Origin of the sequence: Bradyrhizobium sp. SZCCHNR1017 (assembly GCF_032381375.1) — a bacterium.
Taxonomy (GTDB): Bacteria; Pseudomonadota; Alphaproteobacteria; order Rhizobiales; family Xanthobacteraceae; genus Bradyrhizobium.
The window spans coordinates 41,359-59,828 of sequence record NZ_JAUHIR010000007.1 but is presented as its reverse complement, the minus strand read 5'-3'; the positions used below and the strand labels follow the sequence as shown (position 1 = coordinate 59,828).

At 66.9% G+C, this 18,470-nt stretch carries 15 protein-coding genes; 7 read left to right on the top strand and 8 right to left on the bottom strand.

Going from position 1 to position 18,470, the window contains the following annotated elements; genetic code table 11:
- Window positions 1-114 precede the first annotated feature (114 nt).
- From QW863_RS18375 to QW863_RS18360, 4 genes are all read right to left on the bottom strand, one after another.
- Complete coding sequence (locus tag QW863_RS18375) at window positions 115-1,803, bottom strand: cell envelope biogenesis protein TolA (protein ID WP_315716132.1); 1,689 nt, start codon at window positions 1,801-1,803, stop codon at window positions 115-117.
- 12 nt (window positions 1,804-1,815) lie between these two features.
- Complete coding sequence (locus QW863_RS18370; RefSeq protein ID WP_315716133.1) at window positions 1,816-3,933, bottom strand: OmpA family protein; 2,118 nt, start codon at window positions 3,931-3,933, stop codon at window positions 1,816-1,818.
- Between the two features lie 256 nt (window positions 3,934-4,189).
- Complete coding sequence (locus tag QW863_RS18365; RefSeq protein WP_315716134.1) at window positions 4,190-5,782, bottom strand: MBL fold metallo-hydrolase; 1,593 nt, start codon at window positions 5,780-5,782, stop codon at window positions 4,190-4,192.
- Window positions 5,783-5,828: 46 nt separating this feature from the next.
- Window positions 5,829-7,361 carry a thymidine phosphorylase family protein gene (locus QW863_RS18360; RefSeq protein WP_315716135.1) on the bottom strand — a complete coding sequence of 511 codons (1,533 nt, stop codon included), beginning with the start codon at window positions 7,359-7,361 and terminating at the stop codon, window positions 5,829-5,831.
- A gap of 385 nt (window positions 7,362-7,746) precedes the next feature.
- Here QW863_RS18360 and QW863_RS18355 point away from each other — a divergent pair, with 385 nt between their 5' ends.
- On the top strand, window positions 7,747-7,911 hold the full coding sequence (locus tag QW863_RS18355; RefSeq protein WP_315716136.1) for a Flp family type IVb pilin: 165 nt from the start codon (window positions 7,747-7,749) through the stop codon (window positions 7,909-7,911).
- 198 nt (window positions 7,912-8,109) lie between these two features.
- Here QW863_RS18355 and QW863_RS18350 read toward each other — a convergent pair whose 3' ends face one another.
- The 4 genes from QW863_RS18350 to QW863_RS18335 form a co-directional block, all read right to left on the bottom strand.
- Window positions 8,110-9,606: a porin gene (locus tag QW863_RS18350; protein WP_315716138.1), complete on the bottom strand. Its 1,497-nt coding sequence runs from the start codon at window positions 9,604-9,606 to the stop codon at window positions 8,110-8,112.
- On the bottom strand, window positions 9,603-9,953 hold the full coding sequence (locus QW863_RS18345) for a hypothetical protein (protein ID WP_315716139.1): 351 nt from the start codon (window positions 9,951-9,953) through the stop codon (window positions 9,603-9,605). Before QW863_RS18345 ends, QW863_RS18350 begins: the two co-directional genes overlap by 4 nt.
- Before the next feature lie 60 nt (window positions 9,954-10,013).
- Window positions 10,014-11,015, bottom strand: coding sequence for a LysR family transcriptional regulator (locus QW863_RS18340; protein ID WP_315716140.1), 1,002 nt, complete (start codon window positions 11,013-11,015; stop codon window positions 10,014-10,016).
- Between the two features lie 468 nt (window positions 11,016-11,483).
- Entirely contained in the window at window positions 11,484-12,458 is a 975-nt protein-coding gene (locus tag QW863_RS18335) for a Ku protein (protein WP_315716141.1), read from the bottom strand.
- A gap of 255 nt (window positions 12,459-12,713) precedes the next feature.
- Between QW863_RS18335 and QW863_RS18330 the strand changes: the two genes are divergently transcribed.
- The 6 genes from QW863_RS18330 (at window position 12,714) to ccmI (ending at window position 18,448) form a co-directional block, all read left to right on the top strand.
- Complete coding sequence (locus tag QW863_RS18330) at window positions 12,714-12,866, top strand: hypothetical protein (protein WP_315716142.1); 153 nt, start codon at window positions 12,714-12,716, stop codon at window positions 12,864-12,866.
- A gap of 273 nt (window positions 12,867-13,139) precedes the next feature.
- Window positions 13,140-13,814: a response regulator transcription factor gene (locus QW863_RS18325; RefSeq protein ID WP_006614547.1), complete on the top strand. Its 675-nt coding sequence runs from the start codon at window positions 13,140-13,142 to the stop codon at window positions 13,812-13,814.
- 62 nt (window positions 13,815-13,876) lie between these two features.
- Window positions 13,877-15,253, top strand: coding sequence for a sensor histidine kinase (locus QW863_RS18320; RefSeq protein WP_315716143.1), 1,377 nt, complete (start codon window positions 13,877-13,879; stop codon window positions 15,251-15,253).
- Between the two features lie 110 nt (window positions 15,254-15,363).
- Window positions 15,364-16,830, top strand: a complete 1,467-nt coding sequence (locus QW863_RS18315; RefSeq protein ID WP_315716144.1) for a hypothetical protein — start codon at window positions 15,364-15,366, stop codon at window positions 16,828-16,830.
- 106 nt (window positions 16,831-16,936) lie between these two features.
- A complete protein-coding gene (locus tag QW863_RS18310; protein ID WP_315716145.1) occupies window positions 16,937-17,206 on the top strand; it encodes a hypothetical protein in 270 nt (89 codons plus the stop codon).
- Window positions 17,207-17,344: 138 nt separating this feature from the next.
- A complete protein-coding gene (gene ccmI / locus QW863_RS18305) occupies window positions 17,345-18,448 on the top strand; it encodes a c-type cytochrome biogenesis protein CcmI (RefSeq protein ID WP_315716146.1) in 1,104 nt (367 codons plus the stop codon).
- Window positions 18,449-18,470: the final 22 nt, after the last annotated feature.

The window sequence follows — 18,470 nt, the reverse complement described above, 5'->3', positions numbered from 1 at the left end:
TTAGATCATGATGCGATTCCACGGAATCGCATCATGATCTCATCTCTTTGTTTGAGCATGATCTCTTCGGAAAACCGGTTTCCACTTTTCCGGATCATGCTCTGGTTGGCGCCGCTACTCGCGCGGCCGGACGATCTCGACGTTGTCCTGCCCGCGGGAGCCGTCGTCGGCGGATGACTTGACCAGACCAGCCTCGACGCGGCGGGCGAATTCCGTGGTCCCGCCGCTTGCGAGCTCCTTGGCCTGCGCGACCCACTGCTCGCGCTCGATCCGTCCTGCGAACGCCAGATACGAGCCGACCCATTTGGCGTGCTCGGCGGTCCAGGCCGCGATCTGCGCGAAATGCCAGATGCCGAGGCCGTGCAGCCGCGCCTCGTTCTGCTTGCCGATGCCCTTGATCAGCTTGAGATCGTCGGCCTGGCCGCCGCGCGGCGCGACGAGCCCGAGCGGGCGGGCTCCGCCATGGACGTCCTCGTTCTCGACGGGCGGCATCAGCGCCGGCAGGTGGGCCAGGAGGTAGCTCGCCTCGTCCTCGCTCAGCGGCGCGTCGGCGTGTTCGTCGATGGTGATCGCGCCGGACTTCACCGCGCTGGAATGCGCGGTGTCGAGGCCGGCCGCGAGCAGCTTGGCCTGCGCGATCCAGTGCTCGCGCTCGATCCGGCCGGGAAAGGCCATGTGATGGCCGACCCAGCTCGCATGGTCAGGCGACCACGCCGCGATCTGGCTGAAATGATGCACGCCGATGTCATTGAGGACGCGCTCGTTCTTGGGCCCGATGCCCTTGATCAGCTTGAGATCGTCAGCGGCGCCCTCGGGGGCGGGCAGGGCCGGCGGTCTGTCGTCGGCCGAGGCCGGGCTCTCCGGGGCCGATGATGCGGCGACCTCGGCGGCAAGCCGTTCCGCCTCGGCGTCGGCGGCAAGGCGATCGGCTTCCGCGCGTGCGGCCGCCTCGGCGGCGAGGCGATCGGCCTCGGCTTTCGCAACGGCCTCTGCCGCAAGACGGTCTGCTTCGGCTTTCGCCGCTGCTTCGGCGGCCAAGCGTTCGGCTTCGGCCTTTTCAGCCGCTTCCGCCGCAACACGATCGGCCTCTGCTTTCGCGGCTGCTTCCGCAGCGAGGCGGTCGGCTTCGGCTTTCGCGGCGGCCTCCGCAGCACGGCGCTCGGACTCGGCGTTCGCCGCCGCCTCGGCAGCGAGACGTTCGCCTTCGGCCTTCGCTGCGGCTTCAGCCGCCAGGCGATCAGCCTCGGCCCTTGCCGCGGCTTCCGCGGCGAGCCGCTCAGCCTCGGCCTTTGCGGCCGTTTCGGCGGCTAGACGCTCGGCCTCCGCCCTTGCAGCGGCTTCGGCCGCAACACGTTCGGCTTCAGCTTTTGCGGCAGCTTCAGTGGCAAGGCGATCGGCCTCGACGCTGGCTGCGGCTTGCGCAGCCGGCGAAGGGCTGTCCGCCCAAGGACTGGCCGTCGCCGGTGCGCCGGCGAACGCGACGCTGCTTCCAGGCCCGCCCGGCGACATCGCACTGGTGTCACCCAACCCGACATATTCCCTGAGCTGTCCGCCGATCAGGCAGCCGAGCAGATAGGCGCCGACCATCAGCAGGCCGACCTCGAGCCACAGGCCGGCACGTCCGGGCAGCACGGTCAGCAGCGCCATCAGGATCCCGATGACGAGGGCGAGCGTCGCCGGCAGCAGCCAGCTTCTCAGCCAGTCCGGCCGCGGCTCGTCCGACCAGGTGCGCCAGCCGACAAAGCCGCCGATGCCGACGGCGAGGATGATCCAGAACGGAAATGTCGCAAGGTCGTACATCATGATGTCAGCGCCTCACTTGACGACGAATTCGATGCGGCGGTTCTGCGCGCGGCCTTCGGCCGTGTCGTTGGAGGCGACCGGCTTGGTCTGGCCGTAGCCCTCCGAGGTCATGCGCGAGGTGTCGATGCCGGCGTCGCCGATGTAGCCGACCACCGCCGCCGCCCGGCGCTTGGAGAGGTCCATGTTGTCAGCTTCGTCGCCGACATTGTCGGTGTGGCCTTCGATCGCGATCTCGGCATCCTTGCAGCGCTGCGCAACCTCGATCAGGTGATCGAGCAGCGCCAGCGAGGCGCGGCTCAGCTCGGCGCTGCCGGTGCTGAAGCGGATGCGGCCCTTGGCGAGCAGCCCGTTGAACGCCGGCTGGCACTCCGCGACCGCGAGTGGCGGGCTTTCCGGCTTGACGCCGATCTTGACGTCGTCGAGCTTGAAGCCGCTGCCGACCGCCTCGGCAAGCTCCTTGCGGACCTGCTCGGCCGACTTGTCGTAGATGGCGAGCCCGTCGACCGTGATCGCCGCGTCCTTCGCCGTCAGCGCGCCCGACCATAGCCGCGCCAGCGCCGGGAACGTCGCCTTCAGCGACTGCACGTAATCCTTTGGCGCGCCGTCGCCGATCTTCAGGCCGTCCTCGACCGTCTCGGTGATGAAGGTCGTTGTGGCGGCGTCGACGAGATCGCGGCGGGCGGCATCATCAGGCACGTAGCCGCTCAGCCTGACGCGGCCGTCCTGCTTCTGCAGTCCGAACGCGTAAGGCGAGACCGGGCCGTCGCGGACGTCGATGGACGCGAGCGCAAACGGCGCGGGCAGGGCGCCGGCCAGTTGCTCGCGCACTGCTGCGCCGGTGACGTTGGCGAGTCCGACGCCCCTGAGCGAGACCTGGGTGTCGTTGATCTCGGCGCGCCCCTGCGAAAGCCGGGCGAGCTGCTGCAGCAGGCTCGCGCTCGCTTTGGCAAGGTCGCCATCCGGGGCGCCGCGGGCGATGCCGATCTGGCTCTTGATCGGCTTGCCGTCGAACTGTCCACTGGCGGAGCCCAGCATCGCCTCGCGGGCCGCTCCGCTCGGCGCGAGACCTGTGAGGCTCAAGCCGGTGCCGTCGAACTCCGCCGACCAGCGATAGGGCTTGATCTCCGGCGGCAGAATCTCGGCTTTCGCCAAGCTCAGCCCGGTCGGCAGCTTGCCGATCCCGGCCATCGTTTCATCGTAGGCGGCGGTGGAGGGCGCCTCGCCCGAAATCGTGTAGGTGGCGTCGGAGATGACGACGCGGCCCGTGCTCAGCCTGGTAAGCTCCGCCAGCGCATAGGACGTGTAGGCGCCAAAATCGCCAGCAGGCGCGCCACGCGCGATCTGCATGTGATGCATCACCGACGCGCCGGGCCGGGCCTTGATCGCGGCGGCCTCGAGCGCGCGCCTGATATCGTCATTCGGAACGACGCCGGACATCACCAGCGTGTTGTCCTCGCGAACCGCGCTCCAGATGAACGGCTTTGCCTCCGGCGGTAGGATCGCCACCTTGTCGAGCACGGCGCCGCCCGGCAGCTGCCGCGTCGCCGCGACGGCAGCCTCATAGACGTCCGATGAGGCGGCGGCACCTGCGATCGAATAAGCCTTGTCCGCGAGCGCGAACGTGCCGCCATTGAGCTTGGCGGCCTGGACCGATCCATGGCTCGCGATGGCCGCGAAGTCGGCCGGAGCTCCCAGCGCATAGGAGAGGCGATCGACCACTTCACCACCGGACGAACGGACGGCATTGAGCACGGCATTCCGAACGGCGGGCGTCGGCACCGCGCCTTCGAGCACGAGCTGGCCGCCGTTTCGCGTGGCGCGGAAGGCATAGGGCTTCGGTGTCGGCAGCTTGTCGTAGGTGCCCTCGACGAGCCGGACGCCGCTGACCGATGCGGCGTCCTCCAGTTTCGTCGACTGATCGGGACTGAACTCCGGCCCTGCGATGCGAACGTCGCGGCCCGCGACCGTGACCTTGAGGGCCGCGGCTGTGTCGGGGACGGCGGCCGCGACGGCGGCGCGTGCCCGCGGCGCAATGTCGTCCTCGACATCAGCCGTCTTGAAGCTCACGGCCGCGAGCCAGAGCACGGCAACAGCGATCAGTCCCGCCCACCATTTCGATGGTTGATGCATGTGAGAGCCCCTCGTTTCCCCACCTGCGCCCGGTTCACCCGGATCGTTCCGTTGTCATGAACCACGTGTCGAGCCTATCAGAACAGCTCTCGGAGACCAGCCGTCGGCACGTTGTGTGTTTCAATATGCACAAGCTGCGGGAGCGTCGCCGTCTGCGAGCTTCGCACCGCACCTGATGGTCCTCAAGGTGCGATCAAAGTGTGACCGTTCGACGACGAACATCGCAGGCGCGGCCTTCGCGGCTACGCCGCTCGCATCACTCTTCCAGCGCCCGGCGCAGGCGGCGGATGATGACGCCGCGGGCACGATCGTCGGCGGCTTGCTCGATCCGCTCGTGGATGTCGAGCAGCAGGCCCGACATGTCGTTGTGCCAGTCCAGCCGGGTGACCGCCTCCGGCGCCAGCCGCCGCCGGCGCGCGACGTCGAGCGGCGTCGGCACCGCGCTCGTCAGCTCGTAGACGTCGTCGAGCAGGGGGGAGAACACTTTCGCGGTCGGCACGATGCGCTCGGCGACGCGCGCTGCCAGCGCCGCGATCGCGGCATCCTCGCCGTGGGACAGAAAAAGGCCGCGCGCGATCGGGCGGCGGGCCGCGATCCAGCGGGCGATCTCGGCGCCGTCGGCGTGGCCGGAATAGTCGTCGATCATGCGGATGCGTGCCGCGACCTTGATCTCCTCGCCCTGGATGCGCACCGCCTTGACGCCGTCCTGCAGGAAGCGCCCCAGCGTGCCGTTCGCCTGATAGCCGACCAGCAGCACGGTGGCGCGGTTGTTCCACAGCCAGCGCTTGAGATGATGGCGGATGCGACCGGCATCGCACATGCCGCTGGCGGCGATGACGATGTGAAATCCGGTCAGCTTGGCGATCGCCTTGCTTTCATCGACCGTCTCGGTGAAGCGCAGATGCGGCGACGACAACAGGCGGCCGACATCGCTGCCGCCGTCGAGGCTCTCGGTGTGCGCGCGAAACACCTCGGTGGCGTGGATCGCCAGCGGCGAGTCCAGGAACACCGGCGCGGCCGGAATCTCGCCGCGCTCCATCAGGCCGACCAGATCGACGATCAGCTCCTGCGTCCGCTCGACCGCGAAGGCCGGGATCAATAGCGCGCCCTTGGCCGCCGCCGCGTCGCGCACCTCGCCGGCCAGACGGCCGCGGCGCAGCTCCGGCGTGGTCGGCTCGCGAATCCGGTCGCCATAGGTCGCCTCCGAGATCACGTAGTCGAATCCCTCCGGCGCTTTCGGATCGGGCTGCAAGAGCTTGGCGTCGGGCCCGACATCGCCGGAGGCAAGCAGCCGCAGCGGTCCGCCATCGGCGCCTTGTCCTGCGAATTCGATCTCGATCGAGGCGGAGCCCAGCAGATGGCCGGCATTCCAGTAGCGGGCGCGAACGCCTGGAATGATCTCGGTCCAGGTCTCGTAGGGGACGGCTTGGAAGTATTGCAGCGCCGTGATGGCGTCGGCCTGGGTGTAAATCGGGCTGACCTCGCCGCGGCCGCGCGCGATGTTGCGGCGGTTCAGCGCCAGCACCTCCTGCTCCTGGATGTTGCCGGCATCGGGCAGCATCCATGAGCAGAGATCGATGGTGCCGCGCGTGGCGAAGATCTTGCCGTCGAAGCCCATGCGCACCAGCTTCGGCAGCAGGCCGCTATGGTCGATATGCGCATGCGTCAGCAGCACGGCGTCGATGTCGGCGGGACGGAATGGGAAGTCGCCGTAGTTGAGCTCCTTCAGCGTCTTCGGACCCTGGAACAGCCCGCAGTCGATCAGCATCTGGCCGTTGTCGGTCTGGACCAGATAGCAGGACCCGGTGACGGTATGCGCGGCACCGCAGAAGCGAACGGTCACACTCATGCGGTGGTCTCCCGAGGACGATGGATCGATGCTCGATACCGGTTCATCACGAACGACCATTCGCGCCGTCGGCGAAGCCATAGCCGTGGTTGGCTGCGGCTGCGGCTGCGGCCAGATCATGCTCCGACGGATCGCAGGTGAACACGCGATAGAGTGGCTCACCCTGGTCGACACGATCGCCGATCTTCTTGAACAGCATGATCCCGGAGCCCTTGTTCACCGGCGCGCCGGCGGTACGCGCCAGGCGATTGAGCCGCAGGCAATCGATCGCGGAAACGACACCGTCGTGCTCGGCCTTGACGTCGAAGGCGAGATCGCCGAGCTCGCTGCGGCATTCCGGCGGGCCCTGCGCATCGATGATCTTCAGCATCTGCTTGAGCGCCGCGCCGCTGTCGAGCAGCTCGCGCGCCCTGTTATAGCCGGCGCCGCCGCGCAGCTTCGGATCATATTCGAGCAGATGCGCGGCGAGCCGCAGCGACTTCTCGCGCAGGTCAGCAGGCGCCGACGGCTCGTTGCCCAGCACCGCCATCACGTCGCGGGCCTCCAGCACCGGGCCGATGCCGTTGCCGATCGGCTGGCGGCCGTCGGTCGTGATCACCTCGACCTTGAGCCCGAAACGGTCGCCGACGAATTCGAACAGCTTGCGCAGCCGCATCGCCTCCGCGCCGCTGGTGAGCTTGGCGGTCGGCCCGACCGGCAGGTCGAGCAGCAGATGCGTCGAGCCGGCGGCCAGCTTCTTCGACAGGATCGAGGCGACCATCTGTTCGCGGGTGTCGAGGCTGAGCGGGCGCTCGACCGAGATCAGGACGTCGTCGGCCGGCGATAGATTGACGTGGCCGCCCCAGATCACGCAGCCATTGCAGGCCGCAACGATCGATTTCATCTCGTCGGCGCCGACATTCACCCGCGCCAGCACCTCCATCGTGTCGGCGGTGCCGGCTGGCGAGGTGATCGCGCGCGAGGAGGTTTTTGGAATGGTCAGGCCGTGGGCGGCGACGATCGGCACCACCACCATCGAGGTGCGGTTGCCGGGAATGCCGCCGATGCAGTGCTTGTCGACCACCACCGGCTCGGGCCATTTCAATTGCGTGCCGGCATTGGCCATCGCGCGCGTCAGCGCCAGCAGCTCGCCGGAGCTCATGAAGCTGGCTGAGCCGATCAGGAAAGCGGCGATCTCCATGTCGGAGTAGCGGTAGTGGGTGAGGTCCTCGATCACGGCAGCGATCGCCTGGTCGCTCAAGGTCTCGCCGCGGATCTTGGCGCGCACCGCTTCCATGCTCTCGGGCGGGGTCGCCGGCGACACCGTCGCCCGCGTGCCGGCCGGCTCGGCGAAGCGCCGCATCGCCGGCTCCGACAGGCCGATCTCGTCGGGGTCGACCAGTGCGTCGTCGTCGGTGATCAGAAGGGTCGCCAGCAGCGTCCGCGAGTTGCAGCGCAGCTCGACGCGGCTGAAGCCGCGGAACACCTCGGGCCGCAACGCCTTCGAGCGGCGGGAGATCACGACCACGTTCTCGCGGCCGGTGTCGAGCGCGACGCTGCGGATCTTGAGCTGGGGACGGGCGGAATCTATTGTGCTCATGGTGGCCAGGATACCCCTTAAGCCCGTCCACGCCATGGCCGTTGACGCAGATCATGCGGCCGGCCGGCTCGGGGGCCGGCCGAATTTTTTCTCAATATGTCCGGGCAAGGGCCGAGCTCTGCGATCGCCGGGCCGGCCTGCCGAAGGTGCGGGCAGAAAATAAAGCTCAATCAATCCAGATGTTTGCGGATCAGCCGGCGGCGCGGCTGCGCGCCGGATCAGAGCGCGAGGGCGGGGTGCGGGCCGGCGTGGCGGGCCCGCCAGGTACCTGATCGGGTTAACTGATTGTTCAAGCGGATGACCGAGGGTTTCGCTGGGGCGTCCGTCCCGGCCTGCGCGCGCCGTTCCGGCGCGATCCCATGATCGAGCCCGACCGGAGAGGTAGATGCGGCAGTTGATTGCGAGCTTCCTGAAGAATCAGGCTGGCGCGACCTCGATCGAATACGCCATCATTGCCGGTGGATTGAGCATCGTGATCCTGGCGGCCGTCAATGGCCTGGGCTCGGGGCTGAGCAGCAAGTTCACCGCGATCAACACCTCGATCAAGTAGCCGGCTGGTCACGCCGCCGCGCGATCAAGCCAGCGCACGATCATCGCCGTCTGACACGTCACAGGCGTCGTGATCCGCACGACGCCTGCCGCATTTCGCCCCATCCCTCGCAACGCGCCGCCCGTCTCCACGAACGAAGCTTCCGGCGGGGGCATCGCCGGAAGCTCGTCGAGCAGTCAGAGGTTCAACAGCCCAGCTTCAAAAGTTGCGCTGGGCGCGCAGCAGCATGCTCACCGTGTCCTGGTCCTTGAGCTGGTAGATCGCGGCCGGCTTCGCCGTGCTCGTCACGGCCGGAGCAATCGCCGTGCCCAAGTATTTCTGGTCGAGGTGGCTGTAGGTCACGTCGGCCGAGAAGGTGAGGCCCTTGACCGGCGTCCATCGGGTGATGAGGCCGATCTGTCCGAGATTGAAGTCGGGATTGCAGGTCGAGCCCGCGGTCAGCATCCCGGTGGCGGCGATGCCGGCACAGATGAGGCTCGATCCCGTCTGGCCATAGCGCACCTGGGCATAGGCGCCGTACAGCGCCGTATTCCAGCGCGGATCCCAATTGTGGGTGAAGGCGCCGCGCATGCCCCAGGTCTGCACGGTCGACAGGCCCGTGCCGGTGCCGAACACCGCGTCGCCGACGCCGGCGAAGCCGATGCTCTGATAGGCGCCGGCTACGCCCGTGCTGCCATACATCGAATAGGTCGTGTTGGCGAGGCTCTGGAAGTTGTAGCGGCTCGCGCCGTCGGTGTAGACCGCCTGCAGGTTGACGACGTCGCCCGGACCGGTCGGGATGTTCTTGATCGACAGCGCCAGTTGCGCGGCCCAGCCCCACTTGTCGGAGGGATGACCCGAGGTCTCGGACGCGCCGTAATAGGCGGCATGATTGTCATGCGCGGCGAACGACGCCTGGAAGATGCCCCACGCCTGGTCGACGCGAACCATGCCGATGATGTCGGGAGACACCGTCCCGCCGAAGCTGCTCGAGCCATAATTGCCGCCGAGCACGCCGGCCGCGGTGATGCCCGAGGTGTTCCAGATGTTGGTGGTGAAGAACTGCGTCTGGTCTTCCAGCGAGACCGCGGCGGTGATGCCCTGGCCGAAATCGGCGGTGTAGGTGAACTGGTTGACGCCGTTGTTGGAGCCGCTGCCGCCAACCAGGCCGTCGAAATTGTTGCCAGGATAGTTGGTCCAGGGCGCGTCGAAGGTCGACACGGCCTTGCCCATCGTGAATCCGGCGAACTGGATGAAGGCGTAGTAGACGCCGACGATGCCGCCCGAGATGGCGTCGCCGGTGTAGGACGTCGCGCCGGCGCCCGCACCGCCATAGGAGCCCGAGGTCCAGTTCAGCACGGTCTCGAAATAGGTACGCACCACGCCATATTCGGTCGCGGTGCGCGTATCGATGTTCAGATCCTGGCGCGAACGGGTCTGATAGCGGTTGCTCAGGCGGTTATCGGCGCCGGCCTGGCCTGAATAGGCGCCACCATAGTTGCTGTTGGTCCACAGCGCGGTCTCGGCGCGCAGATAGCCGCCGAGCTTGATGCAGGTGTCGGTACCAGGAATGTAGTAGAAGCCCGTGCCGTACAGCGAGCACACCTTCACATATTCGACCGCTTTGGCCTTCAGTGGAAGATCCGCAGCCTGCGCCGCCGCGGCGGACAATATCACTGCTCCCGTTCCGAGTAGCAGGCCCCTCAACGTCTTCATTTCCCGTTTCTCCGGTTGACGGCGATGCACACGGCCCCCCGCGTGTCGCCTCTGGCTTCGCCAGATTGCCGCTCCCACACCTCTGATTCCGACGACGGCTCGATCAGCGCGGCCGGCGGAATGGTTGAATGAAGTGTGCATGAGCCAATTTCAATTTGATGAATGCGCTCTGCTTTGTTCGAAGCCCACTCGATCGTCGTTAACACGCTGCTCGCACGCACCAGCATCGACGCAGTCACGCCGCGGTTTTGGCCTCGCGGTGTCGATTTGTTAATGGTGATAATCGTGAATAGGTTAGATGGGAATCCCGAACAATCCCGGTGCACATCGCAAGCTGCGTACATCATGGCGCGTTCGCAGCGCCGCTGCCGACGCGCGATTGACCTCTCCAGCCTCGCAACGCGATCTCAGCGACGATTGGGCTCGACGTGAATCGACGTTCGATGTGACGTCGCTGCTACCAACCCGCGTGCGTCGTAATCCGCCGCGCGCGACATTGCCTCGAGCGTGACGCCGCTGCGCCAGCGCTTGACGAAGTCGAGAAAGACCTGCAGCGGCATCGGCGGTTGCCGGCGGCTCGGATGGTACAGGAACAGTCCGGGCGTCGCGTAGCGCCAGCCGGGCAGCAGCCGCATTAGCCGTCCTTCGGCCAGATGCGACTCGATCATCGGCTCGACGAGATACGCGACGCCGATGCCGTCGAGCGCGGCATTCAGCGCCAGATCGAAGTCGTTGACGATAAGGGAGCCGTCCACGGCAATCTCGGTGCGCTCGCCGCCCTTTTCGAAGATCCAGGGCTGCAGCGTATCGTCGGCAGGGACCCGATGTCGGATGCAATTATGGGCCTGGAGATCCTCGGGCACGGCCGGCGCGGGATGCGCCGCGAGATAGCCGGGGGCGGCAACCGCAACGAAGCTGCACTCGTCGAAGACGCGGATGACCTTCATGTCGCGCTCCACCCGGTGGCCGGATCTGATGCCGGCATCAAAGCGATTGCGCACGATGTCACTGTTGGTGTCGTCGACAGCCAGTTCGATATGGATGTCCGGGTATTCGGCCAGGAATGACCTGATCAGGGGCCCGAGCCCTCTCACGGCGAACACACGGGATACGGTCAGGCGCAGGGTGCCCATCGGCTTGTCGCGGAACGCATTGATGCTCTCGATGGCCTGGTCGACCCGTTCGAGAATCGGCTGGATCTCCGCCAGCAGGCGCTCGCCGGCCTCGGTGAGGGCCACGCTGCGCGTCGTCCGGTTGAACAGCCTGACGTCCAGCCGCTCCTCGAGGCTCTTGATGGTCTGGCTGATGGTCGGCAAGGAGCAGCCGAGATGAGCGGCCGCCTTGGTGAAGCTCAACGAATCCGCGACGGCTGCGAAAGCGGAGAGCTCGGACAGCTGAACCCGTGCCATCGCTAGGCGTACTGCGCCCGGCGTTGGTCCGCATCGTGCTGAAACATCCACATCCCCCTGATACGCCGCGTCGTGCGGCTGGGACGACTTCGCCAGCGTCGTCCCGACCGATCAGGCACATCAACCTTCCATCAGGAAGCTTACGCCCGGATCACCATCCCGCGCCGCAGAGCTAGGTGCGACGTGATCATTCCGCAAGCATCGAAGTGATGTCGAAACGATCACAAATCCGCGCCTGATCGCCGGATCACCATCGCCGGACCGACTTACCTGACCAAGGCAGATATTTTTTCCACCAATTGGGGCGGGCGATCGATGCGGTGTCCTTGGTGGATGACCCGCAACACCACGCGCGATGGCGTGCCCACGGCAACAGCTGGAACTCGAGGGAGTCGCGGTCGAGCGACCGTTATGCACAGGACCCGTGCGCCGCGCGAAGCTTCGGAGGTCGTTCGCCGTATCGACGCCTCAACTGGCCTTGCGTGAGCGTGCAGTGGTTCGTGCCGGCTTCTCCGACTTCTTCGGCTCCTCGGCCTTCTTCGGCTCGTCCTTGGCCTTCTTGCCGCTGATCGGCAGCAGCATCTCGCGCTGGCCTTCGACGCGCTTCTTCGGCTTCTTGGCCTTGGCCTTCGGCGCGGGGGCGACAGCGGCGGGCGCCTTGTCACCCTCGCTGGCAAGGCTGCGCTTCAGGGCGTCCATCAGGTTGATGACGTTGCCGCTCGACTTCGGTGCAGCCTTGGCGGCGATGGTCACGCCGCTGCGCTTCTTGTTGATGAGCTCGATCAGCGCGGCCTCGTAGTGATCCTCGAAGTTCTCCGGCTGGAAGTCGGCCGATTTCTTCTCGACGATGTGCTTGGCGAGATCCAGCATGTCGCTGGTGATCTTCACATCCTGGATGTCGTCGAAATATTCCTCCTCGTTGCGCACCTCGTAAGGGTAGCGCAGCAGCGTTCCCATCAGGCCCTTGCCGAGCGGCTCCAGCGCGATGATGTGCTCGCGATTGGTGAGCACGACCCGGCCGATCGCGACCTTGTCCATGCTGCGGATGGTCTCGCGAATGACCGCGAAGGCGTCGTGGCCGACCTTGCCGTCGGGGACGAGATAATAGGGACGGATCAGATAGCGGCTGTCGATGTCGGTGCGCGGCACGAATTCGTCGATCTCGATCGTGTGCGTCGATTCCAGCGCGATGTCCTCGAGCTCGTCCTTGGTGACCTCGATGTAGGTGTCGGTGTCGACCTTGTAGCCCTTGACGATGTCGTCATTGGCGACTTCCTCGCCGGTCTCGGCATCGACCCTGCTGTATTTGATGCGGTGGCCGGTCTTGCGGTTGATCTGGTTGAAGGAGACCTTCTCGGACTCCGACGTCGCCGGATAGAGCGCGACCGGACAGGTCACGAGCGACAGGCGCAGAAAACCCTTCCAATTGGCGCGCGGGGCCATGACCTACTCCACTTAACTCCGAACTAACGGCTTGCTCCGAACCGGACTGCTGCGGGCGTCGTTCTCGCGGCAGCCGCGAGGATAACACCCGAGGCTGCGGATTCAACAAGCTGGCCGGCAGATTCTCGGATCGGCGTTAACCCGTCGCAGGGGGCGCCGCCCCGGAACATCATCTGGCTGCCGACGTTGCCAACGGGAGTGTGTGACAGAGCGCTTCACCGCTCGGAAAGCGAATAACAGTGAGCTGAGGGCACCATGGCAGCCAGACGACCGACGCAGATCGTCGAGACCCCCACCGAAGCGCGGCAGGGTGAGCCTGGACCGTCCGTCCTGGCGATCCTGGCCATCTCCACCGGACTGGCGCTGCTCGTGCTCGGCCTGGTCTGGTTCGTGTTCTTCCACACCTGACGCGAGGACCGTTCGATCCGCTCCATTGCGTGGCAGGGTAACGTCCGTCCGCGTCCCTCAGATCGGCGTTCGAGCCCGCCATCCGTGCGGCGGGTCTTCTCATGCCCGCCCTTCAGAGCTTATATCCGCCCCAATTCTGTCGGCCCCTGCCGGCGGTCCCGATCGAGATGACCAAAAAGTAACCTGGTCGCTCGGGTTCCGTTCATGCACGGTTCACGGCCTTCCGGTTCATCTTGAGGGCGGAAATCGTGCAGTTCAGCTTTGGAGGCAAGCGTGCGTCTGCTCGTTGTCGAGGACGATCCGGATCTCAACCGTCAGCTCACCACGGCCCTGAGCGACGCCGGCTACGTCGTGGACCGTGCGTTCGACGGTGAGGAAGGGCACTATCTGGGCGACAGCGAGCCCTACGACGCTGTCGTGCTGGACATCGGCCTGCCCAAGATGGACGGCATCTCGGTGCTGGAGGCGTGGCGGCGCAATGGCCGGGCGATGCCGGTCTTGATTCTCACCGCCCGCGACCGCTGGAGCGACAAGGTCCAGGGCTTCGACGCCGGCGCCGACGATTACGTGGCCAAGCCCTTCCACCTGGAAGAGGTGCTGGCGCGCATCCGCGCGCTGCTGCGCCGCTCGGCCGGCCACGCCCAGAGCGAGCTGACCTGCGGGCCGGTCACCCTCGACACCCGCACCGGCAAGGTCAGCGTGTCGGGCAACCCCGTCAAGATGACCTCACACGAATACCGCCTGCTGTCCTATCTGATGCATCATTCCGGCCGCGTCGTCTCGCGCAGCGAGCTGGTCGAGCATCTCTACGACCAGGACTTCGACCGCGACTCGAATACGATCGAGGTGTTCGTCGGCCGCATCAGGAAGAAACTCGACTGCGACGTCATCCAGACCGTGCGCGGTCTCGGCTACCTGCTGACCCCGCCGCCGGCCGCTGGCGCCTGATCCGTTTCCGGAGCCAGCCATTCGAGGTGGCCGGGCGCCGGCCGTTTCGCTAGTTTGCGGTCATGCGCCAGAGTTCACTTGCCACCCGGTTGTTCCTGTCCGCGACCGCGTGGCTCGTGGTCATCCTCGCCATCACCGGCATCGTGCTGTCCTCGGTGTATCGCAATGCGACCGAGCGCGCCTTCGATCGCCGGCTCAACCTCTATCTCCGCACCCTGATCGCCGAGGTCGCCACCCCCGACGATCCGCCGGACCGCCAATTCCAGTCCTTGGGCGAGCCGCTGTTCGAGCTGCCGCTGTCCGGCTGGTACTGGCAGATCACCCGTACCGACGCCGAGAAGCCGGAGGTACGGGCCTCGCGCTCGCTGTGGGACAAGAAGCTGCCCAAGCTGGAGGAGCAGGGGATCGAGCTGACGGCGGCCGGGATCCGGATCGGCTATGTCGAAGGGCCGGAGAACCAGGACCTGCGCATGGTCGAGCGCCCGGTGGATCTCGGCTCCGACGGCAAGTTCCTGGTCAGCGTCGCAGGCGATGCCTCGGAGATCTTCGACGAGACCCGCAGCTTCGACTACTACCTCGGCGGCACCTTCACCGCGCTCGGGATCGTGCTGCTGCTCACGACCATCTTCCAGGTCCGCTATGGCCTCGCGCCGCTGAAACGCATCTCCGAATCGATCGCCGACATCCGGTCCGGGCGCGCCGAGCGGCTGGAAGGGGAGTTTCCGGTGGAGATCGCGCCGCTGGCCCGCGAAACCAACGCGCTGATCGATGCCAATCGCGAGATCGTCGAGCGGGCGCGCACGCATGTCGGCAATCTCGCCCATGCCATCAAGACGCCGCTCTCCGTCATCGTGAACGAAGCGGCGACCCATGCGGCGGACCCCTTCGCGGCCAAGGTCATGGAGCAGGCGGACGTCATGCGCGACCAGGTCGCCCACCACCTCGAGCGGGCGCGGATCGCCGCGCGTGTCACCATCGTATCCACCGTGACGGAGGTGGCGCCGGCCATCGAGGCGCTGCGCCGCACCATGGAAAAGATCTACCGCGACCGCAGCATCGTGGTCGAGGCGACCGCCGATCCCGCCGCGAGGTTTCGCGGCGAGCGCCAGGATCTGGAGGAGATGGTCGGCAATCTGGTCGACAATGCCTGCAAATGGGCGGCTTCGCGGGTCTCGGTCGAGCTCACCGTGGAGCCGCCGGCCCAGTCCGGGGCCTCGCCGATGCTGCGGATCGTGGTCGATGACGATGGCCGCGGCCTCTCGGCGGCCGAGCGCGCCCAGGTGCTGCGGCGCGGCCAGCGGCTGGACGAATCCAAGCCGGGGTCGGGGCTCGGGCTGTCGATCGTCACCGATCTGGCCGCGCTCTATGGCGGCCGCCTGACCCTGGGCGATGCCCCGACCGGCGGACTGCGGGCGGAGCTGCGACTGCCCGGCGTTTGACGGGGCGGCGAATTTCGCCATCCTAAAGGTGTTCTTAATACCGCGGACGCTATGGTTCGGGCAGGGGTGCGCGATGTGCGCTCTCGCCGTGGAAATTTGCACGCCGGCGCATGGGTCAGACAGCTCACGAGCGGTTAAGGGAATATCTCGGGCAGCTGCCGCCGAACGCGCAGTCGCTCCTGATGCGCGAATTCGAGCGCGCCATCGAGCGCGGCCAGGACGTCGCCGTGGCGACCCTGGTGCTCGAGCAGCTGCGCAAGGTGGTGCGGCCCGTCGCGCCGCCGGCTCCCGCTCCAGCAGCCGACCCGGCGCGGCCCCAACCCGCCATCGAGGTCGCCCGTCCGCAAGGCCGCGACGAGCGCCGCCAGAGCGGCGATGGCCCGCGTCGGCTGTTCCGGCCGCTCGACCCGTTCCTCACCGATTCCACCGGTCCTCTCCGTCCCGGCCAGATCCGCCGTGCCTCGCTGCTGCCGGTCTGGCAGTGGCTCGGTCGCGAAGGCGCGCCGGAGCGCTACGCCGAATTCGAGGCCGCGATGTCGGTCTCCGGCGACAGTTCGCGCGAGGTCGAGATGGCCGCACGCAAGCTGCAGCGCGCCGCCGCCGAGGCGCTGATGAACCTCGTCGGCCCCAACGCGACCGGCGACCGCCAGCGCGCGCTCGCCCGCATCGGCGCCCCCAGCGTGATCGAGGATCTGCTGCCGATCGCGCTGGTGCTGCAGAACCGCGAGGCGCTCGACGGCCTCAACGGCCGGCTGCCCGGCATCATCCGCGTGCTCGGCGATTCGCAGATCGCCTCCGTCACCGAAGCCATCAACGTGCCGTCGCTGCAGACGCCCTCGATGCTGCCGTTCGCACTGTCGCTGGTGATGCAGCGGCTCGCCGCGCCCTGGCAGATCATCCGGCTCGCCACCAAGATCGCCGCCTCCGACGACGAGATCAGGGTCGCGGCGACCCCGTTCGGCGTCGCCGTCACCATCGCGCTCAACGATCTCGCCGGTCTCGCCTCGGTGCTGCGCGCCGACATCCGGCGCGGTCATTTCTCCGATCTCGGCGATACGCTGAAGACGCTGCATGACGGCGTTCGCGGCCTGCGCACCGAGCTCGACCTGCGCTCGGAATCGAACTGGGGCAAGCAGCTCACCGCGATCCGCGCCGACATCTCCAATGCCCTGCAATCGGAGATCGACAGCGTGCCTGGCCGCGTCCGCCGCATCCTGCGCCAGCGCGCCGACAAGGACATTCCGGCCGGCGCCGGCGTCGATGGCAGCGAGGTCGAGGAGGTGGCTGCACTGATCGAGTTCGTCGCCGTCTGCCGCAACTATGCCAGCGAGCTCGCGATCAACGAGGTGACGCTGCGGACCTATTCCGATCTGCAGCAATATGTCGAGAAGGCCACCGAAGCGCTGGTGCAGTCGCTGCGCTCGGGCGACGCGCGGGCGCGCGCCTATCGGCAGTCGCAGGTGTCGGCGGCGATCCGCTTCTGTCACGTCCTGTTCGGCAACGACTACGCCCAATTGATGAGCAGGTCGGCCGAGAACGCGATGAACGGCGAGCGAAAATCCTCGCGCGCCGGTTGAGATTTTCTGCTAGTCTGTCCACGTTTCTGATTTTGCAATTTCAGGTTGACCTCGCCCCGGGGCCACGCATAGGTTCCGCCAAGTTCCATCCATTTTCATCAAGACCATGATTTCCGTCATCAACTTCGTCGAGGTCGAGAACCGCGTCGTCCGCGCGACCTATCGCAACCTCATGATCAAGGCCAAGGTCGTGCTCGTCGACAAGACGAGCGGGGCGCCACTTCCCGATCCCGTCACCACCATCGCCTCGCCGGTCCCGGTCGGGTCGCTGCGGATCAGGCTCACCGACCATGTCCGGCCGGGGACCTATTTCCTTATGGCCCTGAACGGGCACGGCAGCTATCTCGCCAAGAGCGCCGAGTTCGAGGTCCCCTAATTACGTAATCCTCCTGAGTTTTTTGGCGCGGACGGCTGCGCTACCACGGCGGCAAATGTGAATTGCCGCCGGGAACGGTGCTGGTTAAAAGCGGCGCGAGGCGCGCCTGCCGGTGGGCGCTGACTGGAACTCTGTCCGATGACTCTCTGGTTCGTGTTCGCCGTGATGACGGCCGCGGCGATCTTCGCCGTCCTGCTGCCGCTCGGCCTGGGCGCGCGGGCCGCGTCTGGTGGTCGCGAGGTCGTCGTCTACAAGGACCAGCTGGCCGAGATCGAGCGCGACGTCGAAACCGGGCTTATCGGCAAGGTCGAGGCGGAAGCCGCGCGGGTCGAGATCGGCCGCCGCCTGCTGGCCGCCGCGGACCAGGAGGGCGAGGCCGCGGGGAAGCCGAGCCTCGGCCTGCGCCGCGCGTCGGCCGTGCTGGCGCTGATCGGCGTGCCGATCGTGGCGCTCGCGGTCTACCTGCCGCTCGGCTCGCCGCAACTGCCGGATTTCCCGCTCACCGCACGCGCGGCGCCGCCCAACGGGACGCAGCCGCTGGAAACGCTGGTGGCGCAGGTCGAGCAGCACCTGCAGAAGAACCCGACCGACGGCCGCGGCTGGACCGTGCTCGCCCCGGTGCTGGCGCGGCTCGGCCGCACCGATGACGCGATTCGGGCCTATCGCAATATGATCACCTATGCCGGCGACGGCGCGGCCAAGCGCGCCGATCTCGGCGAGATGATCACGGCCGCCGCTGGCGGCGTCGTCACCGCCGAGGCCAAGGCGGAGTTCGAGCGCGCCCATGCGCTCGAGGCCGACGAGCCGAAGTCGAACTACTATCTCGGTCTCGCCGCCGAGCAGGACGGCCGCAAGGACGATGCGGCCAACATCTGGCGGGCGATGCTGGGCAAGGCGCCGGCGGATGCGCCGTGGCGGCCGCTGGTGACGGCGGCGCTCGGCCGGGTCGGCGGCGGCGAGGTGCCGGCGCTGCCGAGCGAGGCGATGGCCGCGGCCAAGAGCATGAGCGACGGTGACCGCGAGACGATGATCCGCGGCATGGTCGACCGGCTGGCGGCGCGGCTGAAGCAGAATGGCGACGACGTCGAGGGCTGGCTGCGCCTGGTGCGCGCCTATGTCGTGATGGGCGATCTCGACAAGGCCAAGGGGGCGTTGTCGGATGCGCGGCAGGCGGTGTCCGGCGATGCCGAGCGGTTGCGGCAGCTCAACGAGGGCGTGAAGACTTTCGGCTTGGATGGATGAGCGGCGCTTCCGCCGCCAACGG